The organism is Paenibacillus sp. MER TA 81-3, from assembly GCF_023713585.1.
GTDB classification, from domain to species: domain Bacteria; phylum Bacillota; class Bacilli; order Paenibacillales; family Paenibacillaceae; genus Paenibacillus_B; species Paenibacillus_B profundus.
In genome coordinates this window covers 58,327-74,157 of the sequence record NZ_JAMAWB010000016.1, presented here as the reverse complement: position 1 = coordinate 74,157, position 15,831 = coordinate 58,327, and the positions used below count along the sequence as shown (strand labels likewise).

Below are 15,831 nucleotides of genomic sequence, written 5' to 3'. Positions count from 1 at the left end.
CAAGCAACCATACATCCGGGACTAGAGTCATGGTACAATAGATTGGAAAATGCTGCCGAACGGTGGCGACATAGATAACTTTTTGGAGGGGTAAACTTGAAGAAGAGACAGAGCATTTGGAAGTGGATGCTTGTCGCGGCACTGCTGCTGTCCTGTATCGGCAATGCCGGACAGGCTGCCGCTGACGCTGACGGAGCAGCGGGAAGCACGATTACCATGCACCAGTTCAGTGTGCTGGAGTGGAACGGGAAACGGACGTACGTCGGTAGAGATTTATACGTGCTTGAAGACAACGTGATGTATTTGTCTCCCAAGACATTCAGTGAAGTGTTCAGGATGAAATATAACTATGACAAAGGCAAAAAACTGTTGACTTTGACAGACGACCAGCATGCCTATGAACTAACGGTCGGTTCGAAGCAAGCGAAAGCAGATGGAGAAGCAATGACGATGAAGCATGCGCTTGAATCGATTGATGGCAAAATTGCTGTTCCGCTAAGCTTTGGCGCCTCCATCCGTCAGGCGCAATTGAAGTCTGTAGACTATTTCGAAGGCATGTATACCGACCCTATTGCTGCCGAAGATTCATTGCGCGCAGCGTATGAGAAGGTGAGCGGTCCGTACGACAAAGCATATTCCGCCTATGAGAAAGCCTACAATGCCTACGAAAGCGCCGTCAATCAAAATCTGTACTATGTCCAAGGCGATATTGCAGGCTTCGATCCGATCCATATGATGGGTACGAGTGAAGCGCAGAGCAGCCACGTGATGGCAGAATTGTTCAACCAGACAAACATTGTCGTACATAATCCGGACAAATCCAAAATCTCGAACAACCGTTATTCCGGCTATCATTATTTTGTGAAGACAGGGACTGGTCACAATTTTTTGGGCGAGCCCGTAAGCATTTATTATTTCGGCGCGCCGAGCGCCTCCATTCAGAAGAACATCAACGCGAAGAAGAGCGCGCTTGCAAAAGCGGAAGCGGCGCTGCGCACACAGAACAAGCCGCACGACACGGCCGTCAACAATTGGGTGCAGGCCGTGAAGAGCCACTACAAGAAGAAGGGCGCAAGCAATCCGAAAGTACTCGGACAGATGGCTACGCACTTGTATGTTCTCTATTTGGATACCGGTGCTTATAAATTCGATGACGAAGCTAAAGCGATTGCCAAATCTCTTGAAAAATCCAGCCAACATACATACTGGCTCGTCCGTGCCGTCTTCGATCAAGGCGACTTCCGCGAGCGGTTCGAATATTTCTATAAGCAGAACAAAGGCGAAGCAATGAGCCTTATCTATAAGCCAGAGCAGTTCAAAGCTGGCGCTGAAGTGTTGTACAACATGAAGATGTATGACGATGCACTCGCAATGGCCAATGAGGCGAAGCAGGGCGGGCAGAAGGTAGATAAGCTGCTCGAGAAGCTGAAGGCTCAGCTGGTCAAAGCCGGGGAGGAGAAGGCGAAGCAGGATGCGGATGCAGCCTTGGCGGCTAAGGTTGCGGCTGAAATGCCCGCATATACAGCATGGGAGAGCGAGTACAAGGCGCTGCTGGCCCAATTCAAGACAGACTATACGAAGAAGTATGGCAACCTTGAAGCGTTGCAGAGCTTGACCTTCGAGCAGTCCGATGCGCAGGCGCAAGAGATTAAGACGAAGTACAGCGAGCCGTTGGCGAAGCTGAAAAAGGATATGGGCACCTTCCAATATGTCGATATCCAAGCTGCCAAAGACAGCATCAGCAGCTTCGAACAGACGATCGGTTACGTCTCCTCGGGCGCGCCAGAGGTGAATTTGAGTTTATCCAAGCAAACGCTCCACAATGCGCTGATCAATATGGGATTGACCAGCGCCATGTAGCAGGCGCGGGCTGCGGCAGGGGAAACCCTGACCGCAGTCTTTTTTTGACCGAGCGCGGTAACGAACATAGGAAAGCTGCCCTCGTTAGAGCATGTTCCAGATCCCAATCCACCATTTGGTGTCCAATAATTCTGCAATGATGTCGTCTGAGAATCGTTTCTTCATTACCTTGACAGGGTTTCCACCGACAATAGTGTAAGGTTGAACATCTTTCACTACGACCGACTTGGCTGTGATTATCGCGCCATCCCCGATCGTTATACCCGGCATGATGGTTACATCCATCCCGATCCGGACATCGTTTCCAATCACCGTATCTCCTTTGAACGGCAATTCCTCAATCGCAGGCGTGAACTTTTCCCACCCATGGCCAAAGATATTGAACGGGTAGGTGGAGGAACCGTCCATTTTGTGATTGGCTCCATTCATAATGAAGGTGACTCCCGGAGCAATAGAACAAAATTTCCCGACCATAAGCTTGTCGCCGAAAATTTCATAATGGCATAATACTTGCTCTTCAAAAGACTCTCCGTTCCTAGAGTCATAATACGAATAGTCCCCAACGATGATATTGGGCTTTGTTATCGTATTTTAATAGACTGAACGACTTGATACCCCTCGATCGGGTATTTTTCATTTGGATTCGGTCCTGTCATGATCGCTCACTCCTTTAAAATAATCAAGTATGCACGTCAACGTCATCGATGCGTGGACAACAAAAAAACCTCCTGATCCACATTCTGGACAGGAGGCAATCATAACAAACGAAAGGAAACAGCACCCCCTATTTGGGGTACATAACCCGCAACGATGCATATATGAAAAAGCCTGCACGGACAGCATTTATGACTGTCAAGTAAGCTTTCTCAAGTAACCAGAGGTTAAGAGGTCGGTGGTTACTATAGTATTTACACAAGTGGATGGTGTAACTCATTAAAAGCGTTCTATTTGGTCGGGTTACGTTGGATAGCATCCAGCAGAAAGTCTACTGTGGCGTTCTAATTGGCAGTGCCGTTGGAAAACATCCAATCAAATAAGCGTATTTCTGCTCCATGGCCGCTTTTTGCGGGATTCTGCTGGATCTTTTCCAGCGGAATGCGTTAATTTCGCTTTCATGCAAGGATTCTACTGTATAAAATCCAACGGAAGGCGCATCAGGCGGCATCGATACAGTCCGAAAGGAAATTCATATCTTGCCGAATGCTCTCGATAGAGGCAGATTGAGAAGGGCAGGTATGTTCTCATCAAAACTTGTATGGACCAACCCGATATTGTAGTCATTTTTTCTGAAAGCCAACTTCACGTAAATACAAAATATGAAAATATCCACATAGGGCAAGAATGCCTTTGGCTTACATTAATGATTTGAGGCCGTAAAGCATTCGAGCACGAACACAGTTTAGTGGTTCATTTATAGGTGTTTCCAGGAAATATTCCAACTGCCATTTCTGAGTTTTTTGAGCTTGGTTGCTTGTAGTCTTGTCCCAAGGTGGGTAAACGCGTATTGCCCGTTTACCACCTTTACCTTTATTTGATACTATATTATGGTATAATAGAACATGCTTTGGAAATACAAATTGGCCAAAGTTATTACCTTTGCGGGTACTAATTACGAAGAAATCGACTGGATCTGATACACCATACGGTTGGATCGATCCATCCCCAATCCTCTGCCATAGTGTCACAAATTGCCCGACCTTTGTAGGAGTGATTTTAGCGACACGAAATCTAATGGAGAGAGAATCTAAATTAAATAAATAGGCCCCATATTCAGCGTTTTGTGCTTCTAAGAGTGGTTGAGAGCAATCAAACCCGCACACGTTATAGACAAGATCCTTGGTGGCAAGAAGGTCACTATGAATTGTGACAAGGTAAGTCCCAGAATTTTGACCGCTGGAGCCTTCTTCTGAAAGGTCTCGATTTATCTCATCCATCTGTTCAAAACCTCCATTTTAGTTATTCAGCTTACTATTCATTATTCAACTGACAAAAATATTTTTATACTACCATCTTTAGAATGAAATTCTAAATCAGTTTTATATGCTCTTTTTATATTACTTTTCCAGATATCTACCCAAGCGTTAAACAGTAACTGCTGCATTCATTTATAATTCCTCCTGCTAGTTAATATAGAAAGTGTAGCATTCAAACTATGACAACAGTCTGTCAGCTTTATAAATAAATTAATTTCATTCATATATTCATTTTCAAGCCATAGTACTCATTTCCCCTCATCTATTTTTTTATCTTCACTTTTGTTTCTTCTTCTATAGTTTCTCGGTGTAATGAATGCGATTAGTGTATGGAATACCGTCTATCTCCAGCAAGCAACAGAAAACCGTAAAAAGCTAGGTAAGCTTCAGAAAGAACTTCTAAATCATATATCGCCAATCCGATCGTCGGTAAAATGAAATGATGTTACATTAAAAAGTCGTTACACCTTTGGCTGAACGTTTCTACAACTTTAGGAGGAAACAATAACGCTATCGTATGTGAAATAAATCACATACGATAGCACAAATTCATGATATAGTTAAGCCATAAAGAAGAGGGAGTGAAAATAATGAGAACATTCAAAACGTTTGATACCAATACAGATACAGTAACCCGCAACTACCTCCAACTTTGCTATATGTGTGATGATAAGCATCAATGCACAACCGAAGAAACGTGCCGTCAATGCTGGGCAGACCAAGGCCTTGCTCCAGAACAGCGCACAGAAGAAACTCGTGATTTGCTGAACGCTTACTACGCGTAAGAAAAACTATATTTAGCTTACAAAACATTGTGAAAATAATAACATATCATGGTTCCTTTTACTTCCTGATGATAACAAATAAAACCTCCGGTTGCTGCCGGAGGTTTTGTCGTATGCAGCGATATATAGAAAATAGCAAGAATGGTTTATCATGATGTGGATGTATCTGTTAATATTACTATGCTATTAATAAAGAAAATCAGATTGCTTAGAGCAGGAAACTTGGAGGCTATAAGAGCTTCGTCTATGAGTTCGAGCGTGAGGGTCAAAGGTATATATTGAAATTGACACATGAAATGCGCAGAAGCGTTCCCTACATGATGGGCGAAGTTGAATGGATTGAATTTCTGGAAAATAGAGGGCTGCGTATATCTAAAGCAATTCCATCCGTATATGGCAAGCTAATCGAAACTATATCATATAGCGGAACAAGTTCTGGTCCAACATATCCAACTGATCTCGATTCAACATTCCGATGTCGGTGCTTTGGTGAAATACGACCAACGTAAGAGCATGCCGAAGTCTGACCAGATCCGGGATCATCGCGAACCACGCTGATTTATTGCACGGGATAACGGATCTGGATTTTGCTTTTCTTGAATCTGAATTGCGCACGCAGCACGCTGCAGCAGGCTGTCTTTAAGCGCAGTTGCTTGATAAACGTAATGAAAGCTGACGCTGGAATCATACAGGCGTCAGCTTTCTATTTGGAGGTTACACGCTGTTGTCCTTTACCGCCACAGCGGGCTTCGCCGGAGCAAAACGTCTGCCCGACAAGCTGGTCGCAATCATGCCGATGATGACGATAATCATGCCGACCATCGACCATCCTTGCGGGAACGTACCGCTCAGTAGGAGAACTTCACCCAAGACCGTAAATATCATGGTTCCGGATTGGGTGGATTCGACTGCGGCCAACAGCACCGTGTTATGCTTCGCCATATCAGTGGCCAGGAAGAATAGCAAGCTGGCGATGACACCGGAGCAAATCGCGAGCAGCAGCGCCTGAACCATTTGCGAACCTGTCGGCCAACCGACGGTGGCTGTGCCGTAAGCGCCGAGCAGCAACGCAATTGGCAGGCTGCTGAGCGCCATGCCCAGCGTGCGCTGGAAGGTGTCCAACTTGCCGTGACACAGTTCCATCATTTTGCGGTTGCCGAGCGGATACAGAAATGCGGCGATGAGCACCGGAATAAATCCGGATAGCAGCTCAGCCGTCGTTATTTGTCCCGCTTCCGTCACTTGCATCAGGATGACACCGATTAATATAATGACAGATATCCGCAAGCTTTTGTAGGGGATAGCTTGACGCACTTTCTGTGGACCTTCCTCCGAAGGAACGGTGACGAAGAACAGCGGAGACAGCAAGGCTCCTGCCAGTATCGTAATCTGCCACGTTCCGGAAGTGAGCCAGGATGGAGCGTAGACGGCCGCGAAGCTTAACAACGAATAAAAGCCGACCCCGCCAAGGGTGCCCCATAGCAGCCATTGAAACGGATGCTTGCGCATTTCGCGGAACAAGCCTGGCAAATTGCCGCGGAAGGCGACAATAGCAATGAGAAAGGGAAGCGCGAGCAGGAAGCGGAGCGATGCGGTCCAAGCCCAGCTCGTTCCTGACAGGTTCATGGCGCGGTTGATAATGAAGGTCGCCGAGAAGAACAGCGACGATAATATGCCAACAAGTATGGCTCTCACAACATTCACCTCGTTGATAATCATTTTCAATTGTGTACAGTTAAGTATGATATACTATAATTTATAAAAAGTAAATTAAAATATATTTAGTTGTTTACTCGTAAAGGGTGGGATGCGCTCATGAAGCCTGTTCAAGAAGATGAAACGAAGATGCTGATGCAGTCGGTCGGCTGCAATTTGCGCAAGCTGAGGAAAGACCGGAAGCTCAGCCTGGAAGAACTCGCGTCGCTAACCGGCGTGAGTAAATTGACGCTTGGGAACATCGAGCGCGGGGAAACGAATCCGACCATCGGAATGATGTGGAAAATTTCGAAGCAGCTGTCAATTCCGTTAATGGCGCTGCTGAAGCCGGAAAATGCCATATCGATATCACGGGCCGGTCAAGGACCGAAATATGACAGCGACAATCCAGGCTGGACGCTGGAGCCCATGTTCAGCGATGTCAGGGAGAAGCTGGAGATGCACCGTGCGTACGTACAGCCGCATACCGTATACATCCCGGAAAGCCATCATGCCGGTACGATGGAAATCCTCACGGTAATGACGGGAACTATCGAATTGACGATCGGGGATAAATCGTATACGCTGAATACGTTCGATTCCATTCAATTCTCGGCTACGGAATCGCACCAGTACAAGAACGTCAGCAATGAAGAGACGGTATTGCATTTGACTATGTGTTACCCTTGAAATATAAAGACTTGAACGGGATAGCAACAAGAGGGGGGAGAAGGATGAATGTGCGGAAGCGTCTTCTGATCGAGGTGTATTATGACGGCTGGTGCCCGTTATGCAAAGGCATTCGCCGGCGTTTGGAGCGCTGGGACTGGCTCGGATGCCTGCGATTCTATTCCATCCGCAATCCGGAAGAAATCCAGCATGTGTCCGTATCTCCTCAAGAACTTGAAGCACGGATGCATGTGCGAACCGTTCATGACGCCCGCATGCAGTCCGGTATCGCAGCGGTTCATAAGCTGTGCACACGCGTACCGCTCCTCATGCCCATCAGCCCGTTCGTCTGGCTCGGCATGAAGTCAGGCATTGGAGACAAGCTGTACGATTGGATTGCCACCCGGCGCAGCATCGTGCCATCTGGAGCTTGCGATGATCAAGGATGTTCGATTCATCAAGACCATTTGGGGTCCCGCCAACATTTTAACGAAAATATACGCTAAGAATTCGGACGTGTCCGGCTTGGCGTTTTTTCTTACTCTAAGCCCCAATAGTCCGGGTGTACGGACCAATGGTTATTCGACTTCCTGCTGTTTAAGCGGACGTTTCTTCCGAAATCGAGCTGCAAATTGAACAGGTGATAAATAACCCAGTGCTCCGTGAATTCGTTTCCGATTGTAAAAAAACTCGATGTACTTGAAGATTTCGTCGTATGCTTGCTGTTTGGTCTTGAATTTCATGATGTAAATGAGTTCTTTTTTTAGAATGCTGTGAAACAACTCGATACAGGCGTTGTCCTAACAGTTACCCTTGCGGCTCATGCTAGCTTTCATTTTATACGCTGCCAATTTGGACCTGTAGTCAGAGGAAGCATACTGCGAGCCACGATCGGAATGACGAAGGAGTTCCTTCTTCGGTTTCTTGGCTCTATAGGCGTCTTCCAGCGCGCCGAGAGTCAACTCCACGGTCATTCGCTCACCAAGCCGCCATCCTACAATTGCGCGTGTGCACAGATCCAAGATGCTGGCTAGGTACAACCGGCCTTCACGACAAGGAATGTAGGTGATATCCGCGACTTAAACCTTATGGGGGCGTTCTGTCCGCAAACGCCTGGTTTAGAATATTAGGTGCAATCGGAAGATCGTGGTTGGAATCGGTTGTGGTTACTTTGAATTTACGGGATATACAAGAACGTAAACTCAGTTCTTTCATGTAGCTGCCAACCGTACGCTCGGTAATCGCGTAGCCTTCCATATGCAACTTATGGGTGATCTTCGGACTGCCATAGCGTTTATAGGAATCCTGAAAGTGAAACGTGATGCGCTTGAGTACTTCGGCTTTGCGAAGCTCTTGCGCACTAGGCACCGCAGACTTCCATTTGTAATAACCGCTCCGAGAAACGCCCAATACGTTGCACATCTTCTCCACCGAAAATTCGGAGCGATGATCTTCGATAAACTGGAACCTTAATTCCTTGGTTTGCTGAAGATGTGCATGGCCTTTTTTAAAAACGCCATTTCCTCTTTCGTGTCGGCGAGTTCGCGATCTTTTTCTTTTAGGTCATGCTCTTTTTCCTTCAAGAGCTGTTTCAGTTCACGAACCTTCGCCGCATTCGCCAGAGGTTCATTTTCAAATGTACGATATTGTGCCTTCCATTGATGGAGTGTCTTCGCTGGAATTTGTAATTCCTCTGCAATTTCCGGCATCGTTTTTGTCTGCTCTTGAATGTATTTCACTGTTTTCTTTTTAATTTCTAAGGGTGTCCACTTTTTATTCTAGATCTAATCCACCCATTCTTTTCTCCAATAAGACCACTTTGGGAGCAAACCAAACATTTTAGCGGGTCGATTTCCCTATAGTTTAGTAATTTAACTGATTCCGGTGAGATTATTGTTCGTTTTTCCCTATAATCTCATGAACAGTAGCATTCAACTATTCAAGCATTCAAGCTTTCAACTTAATGTGGAGAAAAGTCCAAAAGGTATGACTTGCCTATTGGAATTCGTTCAAACGCCTTCGGCGGCAATGGAGGCGTCCAGTTTCTCGTAAGCCACGCTCCCTATCTGACCGCTGTACTGCTATGGATGCGATCTGGACTGCGACCGGGCAGGCCAATAATAACTTAAAGAGATCATTTCTTACATCAATACCGTTGCATGTATTCAACCAATGAGGCAGCATATGTAGACATTCTTCGCTCTTGCACAAACGAAGAATTATTCTTTTTAGGGGAAGAGGAAACGAATGCCTACGATATTGGTTGCTGACGACGATGCGAACATTCGCGAACTCGTCTGTTTATTTTTGCGCAACGACGGATTTGCAACGGCCGAAGCCGCTGACGGCAAGGAAGCACTGGCCATCTATGCCTCCACGCCTGTCGATTTGGTCATCCTTGATATTATGATGCCGGTCATGGACGGCTGGGCGTTATGCAAGGAACTTCGAAGAGCCAATCCGGATCTTCCGTTACTTATGCTGACTGCAAGAAGCGAAACCTGGGAGAAAGTGCAAGGATTCCAGCTCGGGACAGATGACTATTTGACCAAGCCATTCGATCCGCTCGAGTTGACGGCTCGCGTCAAGGCACTGTTGAAACGATAGCGTATGGACTCCACGCAGACCATCCGGTTAGGCAACGTCATTTTGGACCGGCAGACTTATAAGGTCATGAGAGGTGCGGAGTCGCTCACCCTTGCCGCTTAAGGAGTTCGAATTACTGTATAAACTCGCTGGAATACCGGGACAAGTCTATACGCGGGAGCAATTGATCGATCAAGTTTGGGGGATCAATTATGCTGGCGATGATCGAACGATAGACGTGCATATTAAACGTCTGCGCGAACGTTTCGCGGCTACCTCCGATTTTCGTATCGAAACGGTGCGCGGACTTGGTTACCGGCTTGAGGTACAGGAATGATCGGTTCCTTATATACACGCGTAGTCCTGACCTTTCTGGTCTCCGTGATCGGGGGAACGATCGATGATTGCTTTTTTTGCGGCAATTTGGATATTTCAAGATAAATTAAACGAAAACCTGCAAATCACCTTACTTGACTTTGGCCAGGACATCGTCCGCATCTACGAGACATTGCCGTTACGTGAAGCAGAATTGTTTATAAGTAAAATGAAGCAACTCAATTCCTATCACATTCGAATCTATGAAGAAACGGATCAGTTCCAATCCTACGGAGAGCTTACAGGACACCATGCTTTCCCTGTGACTACGGAACAAGTGAAGAAAGTGCTGGATAGAGGAAGGGTTCAAGTCAATGGGATCGATACGATCTTCTTGGGGTTGCCGATAAAAACTGAAATGGGAACCAGAGCAATGTTTACAGAGCCGCTCACTCCCTCTCCAACCTCATTTCTCATCAAGTTTGTTGTAACTTTTTTGATCTATTCGTTGATAGCAGGAAGCTTATTGATTCTAATTGCGGCTATGTTCCTGGTGAAACCGATCAAAAAGCTGACAGTAGCGACCCGGCGTATAGCTGCTGGAGATTTCAACGTCAAGCTTAATATTAAACAAAAGGGTGAGCTAGGTACTTTGGCTCGCAGCTTCGAAGAAATGATGCACGATCTACAGCAGCTTGAGCAGATGCGCAGGGAATTCGTGACAAACGTGTCCCATGAAGTTCAGTCTCCGCTCACTTCCATTTCCGGTTATGCTATAGCGCTCAAGCAAGTAGACCTCCCGGATCACGAACGAAGCCGTTATCTCGATATTATCATCACTGAAGCTGCGCGAATGTCCAAAATGAGTGATAGTCTGCTAAAGCTGAGTTTACTTGAATCGCAGTCACCGCAGATGCGGCTCGTCACGCTCAGTCTGGATGAACAGATCAGACGAGTAATCGTCGCTATTCAACCCCAATGGTCAGCTCGCAACATTCAGTTCGAGCTTGATTTGCAGCCCGTTAAAATCACGGCTGATCATGACCAGTTAAATCAGGTATGGACCAATATCCTCGGCAATAGCATCAAATTTTCCAAGGATGGCGGCAGGATTGACGTCAGCATCAAACAGGATATCAAAAACGTGACGGTCCGTATATCCGATTCGGGCATTGGTATTCTCCCGGAGGACCAAAAGCTTATATTTGATCGCTTCTTTAAAGCCGATCGTTCCCACAGCCGGAAATATGACGGAAGCGGTATGGGACTGGCCATTGTAAAGCAGATCGTATCGCTTCATCAAGGGGACATCCGGGTTGAGAGCGAATACGGACTAGGAACGACCTTCATTGTCATCTTGCCAATCACAACACCAGCAGGGTGATTAGATTCATACCTTCTCAAGGCTACGCCACCATGTGCAAACTTCCTTACATGTGACGGCGCAGCTTTTTTTGCCTGTTCATATTCCGTTCATATTGTCGTCATTAGGGGGACATCTTGGTTGGCTATGCTGTCTTTAGCGCCCCCGTTAAGGTAGCCCAACACATAGATGAAGACAGGAATAGATGCGAGAGTGAAACCAAGAGAGGTAACAAAAATGAGGATGAGCATGAGTACAGTAAGAAAAAGAAATTCTATAGCTGCTGCAACTCTCGTGCTGACGATGCTTGCTCCAATGTCTGCAATGGCCGCACCGGCCCCCCATTATACCAATCCTCTTGCTTATGATGAAACCCGAAAAAACAGCTGTAGAAAAAGCCGCACTGCTGACAGAAACATACGGCATCCCAAGTGTGCAATATGCGCTCATCGATGATGGAGAAATTGTGGTCTCAGGTCAGGCAGGCAAAAACGACCTAAACGACAATATCCCCCTTACTTCAAATACGGTTTACGGGGTGGGTTCAACGAGCAAAGTGGTGCTCGCAGCCGCTGTGATGAAGCTTGTAGATGAAGGTAAAGTGGATTTGGATCTCCCCATTGAGAATTATAATATTATCGGTACCGGCGGCATCTACTCTACAGCTGAAGATCTCGTTAAATTCTCACAGATTTTCACGGAAAAGAACAAGGGCATTCTTTCTAAGGAGTCGATAACAGCCATGGAACAAGAAGAGTATAAAAAAGGCATGTGGCCGGAATATAGCGATGCGTCTTTTGCATACGGATAAGGATGGGATAGTGTGAACCTGTTTCCATTTAACCAATACTGTATCAAGGCACTAACCAAAGGTGGAGATACTATGTCCTGTCATTCATCATTAGTTGTGCTCCCAGAACTGAACATGGCTGCGGCCGTAATTTCTTCTTCAGAGGGTTCAAGCGTAATCGCTGAAATGATGGCGAATGAACTGTTGCTTAGTGCGATTCAGGAAAAAATTGTAATTCAGGAACTGAAGCCGGATAAATCATATATAATACCTGTAAAAGCGGATATGCCGCAGGAATTATCCCTGCATACAGGTGTTTATAGCGGTTCCACTGTGTTAAAGGTAGATATGAGTACTGCGGGAGAACTGTCTGTATTCACAATTGCCGCTCCGAACAGTCCTGCCCAAAAGTATACGTATACGGCTGATTGCTCTTTTGTAAATGAAGAAGGCACCGAAAAGATAAAATTTTTTGTGGAGAAAAATGGCCGTACCTACTTGTGGTCCCGTTCATATATAAGCGTACCAGGGCTTGGACAAACGGCTATCTCGGAGTACAGCGCTGAGAAGCTTGAAACCAATGAATTATCCAAAGAGGTTACTGCCGCATGGAAAAAGCGTGAAAATAAAAAATATTACTTATTAAATGAGAAATATTCGTCTATGTTATACCAATACGGTTTGCCGGCTATACAAAATAAACAGGAAAGGGGTTAAATCATGAAAAAATTACTTGTGTTTATGCTTAAATCCATAGGCGCATTAGTTGCAGCCATAGGACTCTTTATTGCAATTGTTTTTATAGTCAATATAATCAGCAGTAAATCGGAGCAAGGAAAAATAATACCCTACGGGCAGTCTGTACTTGTCGACGGTAAAAATATGAATGTTACGATTCAAGGGAAAGGCGAAGAAACGGTCGTGCTATTACCTGGTTTTGGAACGGCAGCACCCGCTCTGGATTATAAGCCGTTAGTGGATGATCTGTCTCCATTTTACAGAGTCGTCGTAATTGAGCCTTTTGGTTATGGACTAAGTGATGTTACCGAAAAAGAACGAACCCTAGATAACATGGTAAGTGAAATTCACGAATCTTTACAACGTCTTCATATTGACCGCTATATTCTCATGGCCCACTCCATTTCAGGCATTTACGGACTGGATTATGTGAACAAATATGAAAACGAAGTCAGTGCATTTGTCGGGATCGATAGCAGCGTGCCAACGCAAGACGGTACGGATGTTCCATTCCCGGCAGAAACGTATAAACTGCTCAAAAAATCAGGTTTCTCCCGATTGTTAATGAAACTGACCCCTGACCAACTGATTACACCGACCGTTGATGATCCAACAAGAGAACAAATTAGAATTCTTACGCTCAAAAACATGTTTAATCCTAACATCTTAAGTGAAGGCGAACATTTCATTCCTAATTTTAAAGCTGCTGAAAAGTTGACCTTCCCAACGAACCTTCCGGTTATTTTCTTTTTACAAGCGAATGATACCGAAACGGAAGGCTGGACACCACTTCATGAGGAGCAAATAAAAAACTCTGTACATGGAAAAGTGATGACATTTGAAGGTGGGCACTATTTGCATCATACCCGGTCCAAAGAAATCGTGGAAAATTTCAGGGAATTTATGAATGAAATAAAATAAAAGATATCAATGAGCACAGCAAAAAATACACTTCATCCTTGGACTTGGATGAGGTGTATTTTTGTTAATCACAGGAAACTGCGTAAAGACAGCACCAGTAACAAAGCAGCCAGTATGGCAAAAAGAAACAGAAGGCTGCGGTTAGTTTTGGACCCCTGTCAAGATAGTAGACACAAATTTTAATGATTTACCGTAATAAAGCAATACTGCATCGAGGAGCATTATACGGATACTGCCGGTTACACCGATCAAATTTTTGGTTTAACGCATTTGCTCGGCTTTCGCTTTGCGCCGCGCTTACGCGACCTGGCTGACTCCAAGCTGTACGCTATTGGGAAGCCTTCCGATTTCCCCAAGTTGGAGAAGCTGCTGCGTGGACAGATTAACACAAGGATCATTCAGGAGAACTACGACGATGTTCTCCGATTGGCTTACTCCATCCGGGAAGGAACCGATTCAGCATCACTCATTATGGGGAAAATCGGCTCCTATGCAAGACAAAACAGTTTGGCTACCGCGTTGCGGGAAATGGGGCGAATCGTAAAAACGATCTTCATCCTGGATTACCTTTCAAGCGAGGCGCTGCGGCGAAAAATCCATCGGGGGTTGAACAAGGGGGAAGCTATAAACGCGCTTGCCAGAGCGATCTTTTTCGGCAAACATGGTGAGCTGCGGGAACGTGCACTACAAGATCAGCTCCAACGGGCCAGTGCATTGAACATCATCATTAATACTATCAGCGTTTGGAATATCGTCTATCTCCAGCAAGCAACAGAACACCGCAAAAAGCAAGGAAAGATTCAGGAAGAATTACTAAACCACATTTCTCCCCTTGGATGGGAGCAGATCAATTTCTTAGGCGAATACAAATTCAATTTCAGGCAGAATACATCTATTAATTCATTACGACCGCTTAAACAGCAGGAAGTCGAATAACCATTGGTCCGGACACCCGGACTATTGGGGCTTAGAGTAAGAAAAAACGCCAAGCCGGACGCGTCCGAAATCTTAGCGTATATTTTCGTTAAACTGTTGGCGCGACCCCCATTTGGATAAAAAGAACTGATTCTAACCGTCAAATCCTGATGATCTAAGGTGTCATTGCGTAGGGAAGCACAAGAAAAATAGGTATTTTGCTCGATTGGTTCCTTTCTTCTCTACAAGGTAAGATGATAGAAAGCGGTTGATAGAAGGGATGCATGATGACAAAACGAGGATATGCAGCTACATCCAAACGAAATGTCAGGCGGACTGCCAAGCGGGGCGTCAGCGGCTGGTTCATCTTTTTCCTCATTGCCGACCTGTTGGTCTTTGGCGGCTTCGGATTGATGTACAGCGAATCCAAAGGCTGGGAGAATGCGCTGGAGCAAGCGCAAGAGGTGCAGGCGCTTGGACCCGATACGAGCGGCATCGTAGCGGTGACGGGTCCGCTGCAGTCCGTCTTGCCGGCGCGTGATGAGCATTTGGCCGATGATTATGCGCTCTTGGTGAAGCAGGAACGCGAATGGTCCTGCAATTCCAGAAAATGCGCCTATATGATCCGATACATATCTACGGTTGGAAGTACGGAAGGATTGACGATAAACGGAATTCCGTTAATGTCATCCGTGTATCGTCTGACGGACCAGCCAATAATACTCGAGGAAGAGGTCTTGAGCCAGAGCGGACAGACCGTGAAAGATAGACAGGTTCTCATTTTGGAGCCAAAGGGGAAGGCCTTGTCTTACGAAGGCGTAGCTTGGGGTCAGCAGGTTACCGTCGTCGGTGAGGCGAAGGAAGGGAAGCTGGTGCCGATGCAGTTCCCGAACGGCTCGGATGCGGTCACCTTTGCCGGAATGACCCCGCATCACCCAAGCGAGGAAGTTGAAATGCCGAAAGCAGGATATGTCGTCGGCGATTCACTGGAGGCTGTGCGCCAACATGAAGCAGGGATGCAGCATACATTGGCCTGGGTGGCCTTGTTCGCGGCCGTCTTGTTCGTGCCAGCGACCTTGTTCACGGCCCCGTGGCCTGATCGTTCCCGCAGACGCAGGGGGTAACGGACGTCACGCGCGGAGCGCTTGTAGAAATTATTCCTGTCTTTTCCTGCGTGAGTATGCTATAATCCGATCAACTTGAATGGAAGGGAGTGAGAAT

Annotated in this window: 15 protein-coding genes and 5 pseudogenes; 12 read left to right on the top strand and 8 right to left on the bottom strand. The window is 46.2% G+C overall.

Translation table 11 applies throughout. The features are described from left to right. Positions 1–96: 96 nt before the first annotated feature. Complete coding sequence (locus tag M3650_RS21540) at positions 97–1,860, top strand: stalk domain-containing protein (RefSeq protein ID WP_251577651.1); 1,764 nt, start codon at positions 97–99, stop codon at positions 1,858–1,860. Here the strand turns inward: M3650_RS21540 and M3650_RS21535 are convergent. The 3 genes and pseudogenes from M3650_RS21535 to M3650_RS32070 form a co-directional block, all read right to left on the bottom strand. Continuing rightward, positions 1,832–2,516, bottom strand: a pseudogene (locus tag M3650_RS21535) (Vat family streptogramin A O-acetyltransferase). The gene M3650_RS21540 and the pseudogene M3650_RS21535 overlap by 29 nt on opposite strands. A gap of 696 nt (positions 2,517–3,212) precedes the next feature. Then, positions 3,213–3,794, bottom strand: coding sequence for a MepB family protein (locus M3650_RS21530; protein WP_251577649.1), 582 nt, complete (start codon positions 3,792–3,794; stop codon positions 3,213–3,215). 41 nt (positions 3,795–3,835) lie between these two features. Then, positions 3,836–3,961 (bottom strand): hypothetical protein, encoded by a 126-nt coding sequence (locus M3650_RS32070; protein WP_285848601.1) that lies wholly within the window; start codon positions 3,959–3,961, stop codon positions 3,836–3,838. A 181-nt stretch (positions 3,962–4,142) separates the two neighbouring features. On the opposite strand from M3650_RS32070, the pseudogene M3650_RS32730 reads away from it, so the two are divergent. Together M3650_RS32730 and M3650_RS21525 are read left to right on the top strand one after the other, a co-directional pair. Further along, positions 4,143–4,253: pseudogene (locus M3650_RS32730) on the top strand (Tn3 family transposase); the annotation flags it as partial. Between the two features lie 170 nt (positions 4,254–4,423). Next, positions 4,424–4,618, top strand: coding sequence for a hypothetical protein (locus M3650_RS21525; RefSeq protein ID WP_251577647.1), 195 nt, complete (start codon positions 4,424–4,426; stop codon positions 4,616–4,618). Between the two features lie 714 nt (positions 4,619–5,332). Here M3650_RS21525 and M3650_RS21520 read toward each other — a convergent pair. After that, positions 5,333–6,313, bottom strand: a complete 981-nt coding sequence (locus M3650_RS21520) for a DMT family transporter (RefSeq protein ID WP_251577645.1) — start codon at positions 6,311–6,313, stop codon at positions 5,333–5,335. 120 nt (positions 6,314–6,433) lie between these two features. Here M3650_RS21520 and M3650_RS21515 point away from each other — a divergent pair, with 120 nt between their 5' ends. Both M3650_RS21515 and M3650_RS21510 read left to right on the top strand, forming a co-directional pair. Further along, positions 6,434–7,003, top strand: a complete 570-nt coding sequence (locus M3650_RS21515) for a helix-turn-helix domain-containing protein (RefSeq protein ID WP_251577643.1) — start codon at positions 6,434–6,436, stop codon at positions 7,001–7,003. A gap of 44 nt (positions 7,004–7,047) precedes the next feature. Further along, positions 7,048–7,488, top strand: coding sequence for a thiol-disulfide oxidoreductase DCC family protein (locus M3650_RS21510; protein WP_251577641.1), 441 nt, complete (start codon positions 7,048–7,050; stop codon positions 7,486–7,488). A gap of 72 nt (positions 7,489–7,560) precedes the next feature. Here the strand turns inward: M3650_RS21510 and M3650_RS21505 are convergent, their stop codons facing one another. Genes M3650_RS21505 through M3650_RS21495 form a run of 4 tightly spaced genes read right to left on the bottom strand, consistent with a single transcriptional unit; the run spans position 7,561 to position 8,691 of the window. Continuing rightward, positions 7,561–7,770, bottom strand: coding sequence for an IS3 family transposase (locus tag M3650_RS21505; protein WP_311295116.1), 210 nt, complete (start codon positions 7,768–7,770; stop codon positions 7,561–7,563). A gap of 12 nt (positions 7,771–7,782) precedes the next feature. Then, the gene (locus tag M3650_RS32725) at positions 7,783–8,052 is read right to left on the bottom strand and encodes a DDE-type integrase/transposase/recombinase (protein ID WP_369011142.1); all 270 of its coding nucleotides are present in this window, start codon (positions 8,050–8,052) and stop codon (positions 7,783–7,785) included. Between the two features lie 16 nt (positions 8,053–8,068). Then, positions 8,069–8,404 (bottom strand): IS3 family transposase, encoded by a 336-nt coding sequence (locus M3650_RS21500; RefSeq protein ID WP_251577734.1) that lies wholly within the window; start codon positions 8,402–8,404, stop codon positions 8,069–8,071. Between the two features lie 47 nt (positions 8,405–8,451). Beyond that, positions 8,452–8,691 (bottom strand): transposase, encoded by a 240-nt coding sequence (locus tag M3650_RS21495; protein WP_483311775.1) that lies wholly within the window; start codon positions 8,689–8,691, stop codon positions 8,452–8,454. Between the two features lie 538 nt (positions 8,692–9,229). Here M3650_RS21495 and M3650_RS21490 point away from each other — a divergent pair. The 7 genes and pseudogenes from M3650_RS21490 to M3650_RS21465 all read left to right on the top strand — a co-directional run bounded on the left by M3650_RS21490 (position 9,230) and on the right by M3650_RS21465 (position 15,734). Continuing rightward, positions 9,230–9,905, top strand: a pseudogene (locus M3650_RS21490) (response regulator transcription factor). After that, positions 9,902–11,267 (top strand): annotated as a pseudogene (locus tag M3650_RS21485) (sensor histidine kinase). The pseudogenes M3650_RS21490 and M3650_RS21485 overlap by 4 nt, the downstream one beginning before the upstream one ends. 343 nt (positions 11,268–11,610) lie before the next feature. Then, entirely contained in the window at positions 11,611–12,057 is a 447-nt protein-coding gene (locus M3650_RS32330) for a serine hydrolase domain-containing protein (protein WP_311295114.1), read from the top strand. A 12-nt stretch (positions 12,058–12,069) separates the two neighbouring features. Next, entirely contained in the window at positions 12,070–12,753 is a 684-nt protein-coding gene (locus M3650_RS32325; RefSeq protein ID WP_311295113.1) for a hypothetical protein, read from the top strand. 3 nt (positions 12,754–12,756) lie between these two features. Continuing rightward, positions 12,757–13,695 carry an alpha/beta hydrolase gene (locus M3650_RS21475; RefSeq protein WP_251577635.1) on the top strand — a complete coding sequence of 313 codons (939 nt, stop codon included), beginning with the start codon at positions 12,757–12,759 and terminating at the stop codon, positions 13,693–13,695. Positions 13,696–13,905: 210 nt separating this feature from the next. Then, positions 13,906–14,631 (top strand): annotated as a pseudogene (locus M3650_RS21470) (Tn3 family transposase); the annotation flags it as partial. A gap of 266 nt (positions 14,632–14,897) precedes the next feature. Then, the gene (locus tag M3650_RS21465; RefSeq protein ID WP_251577633.1) at positions 14,898–15,734 is read left to right on the top strand and encodes a hypothetical protein; all 837 of its coding nucleotides are present in this window, start codon (positions 14,898–14,900) and stop codon (positions 15,732–15,734) included. The last annotated feature ends 97 nt before the right edge of the window (positions 15,735–15,831 follow it).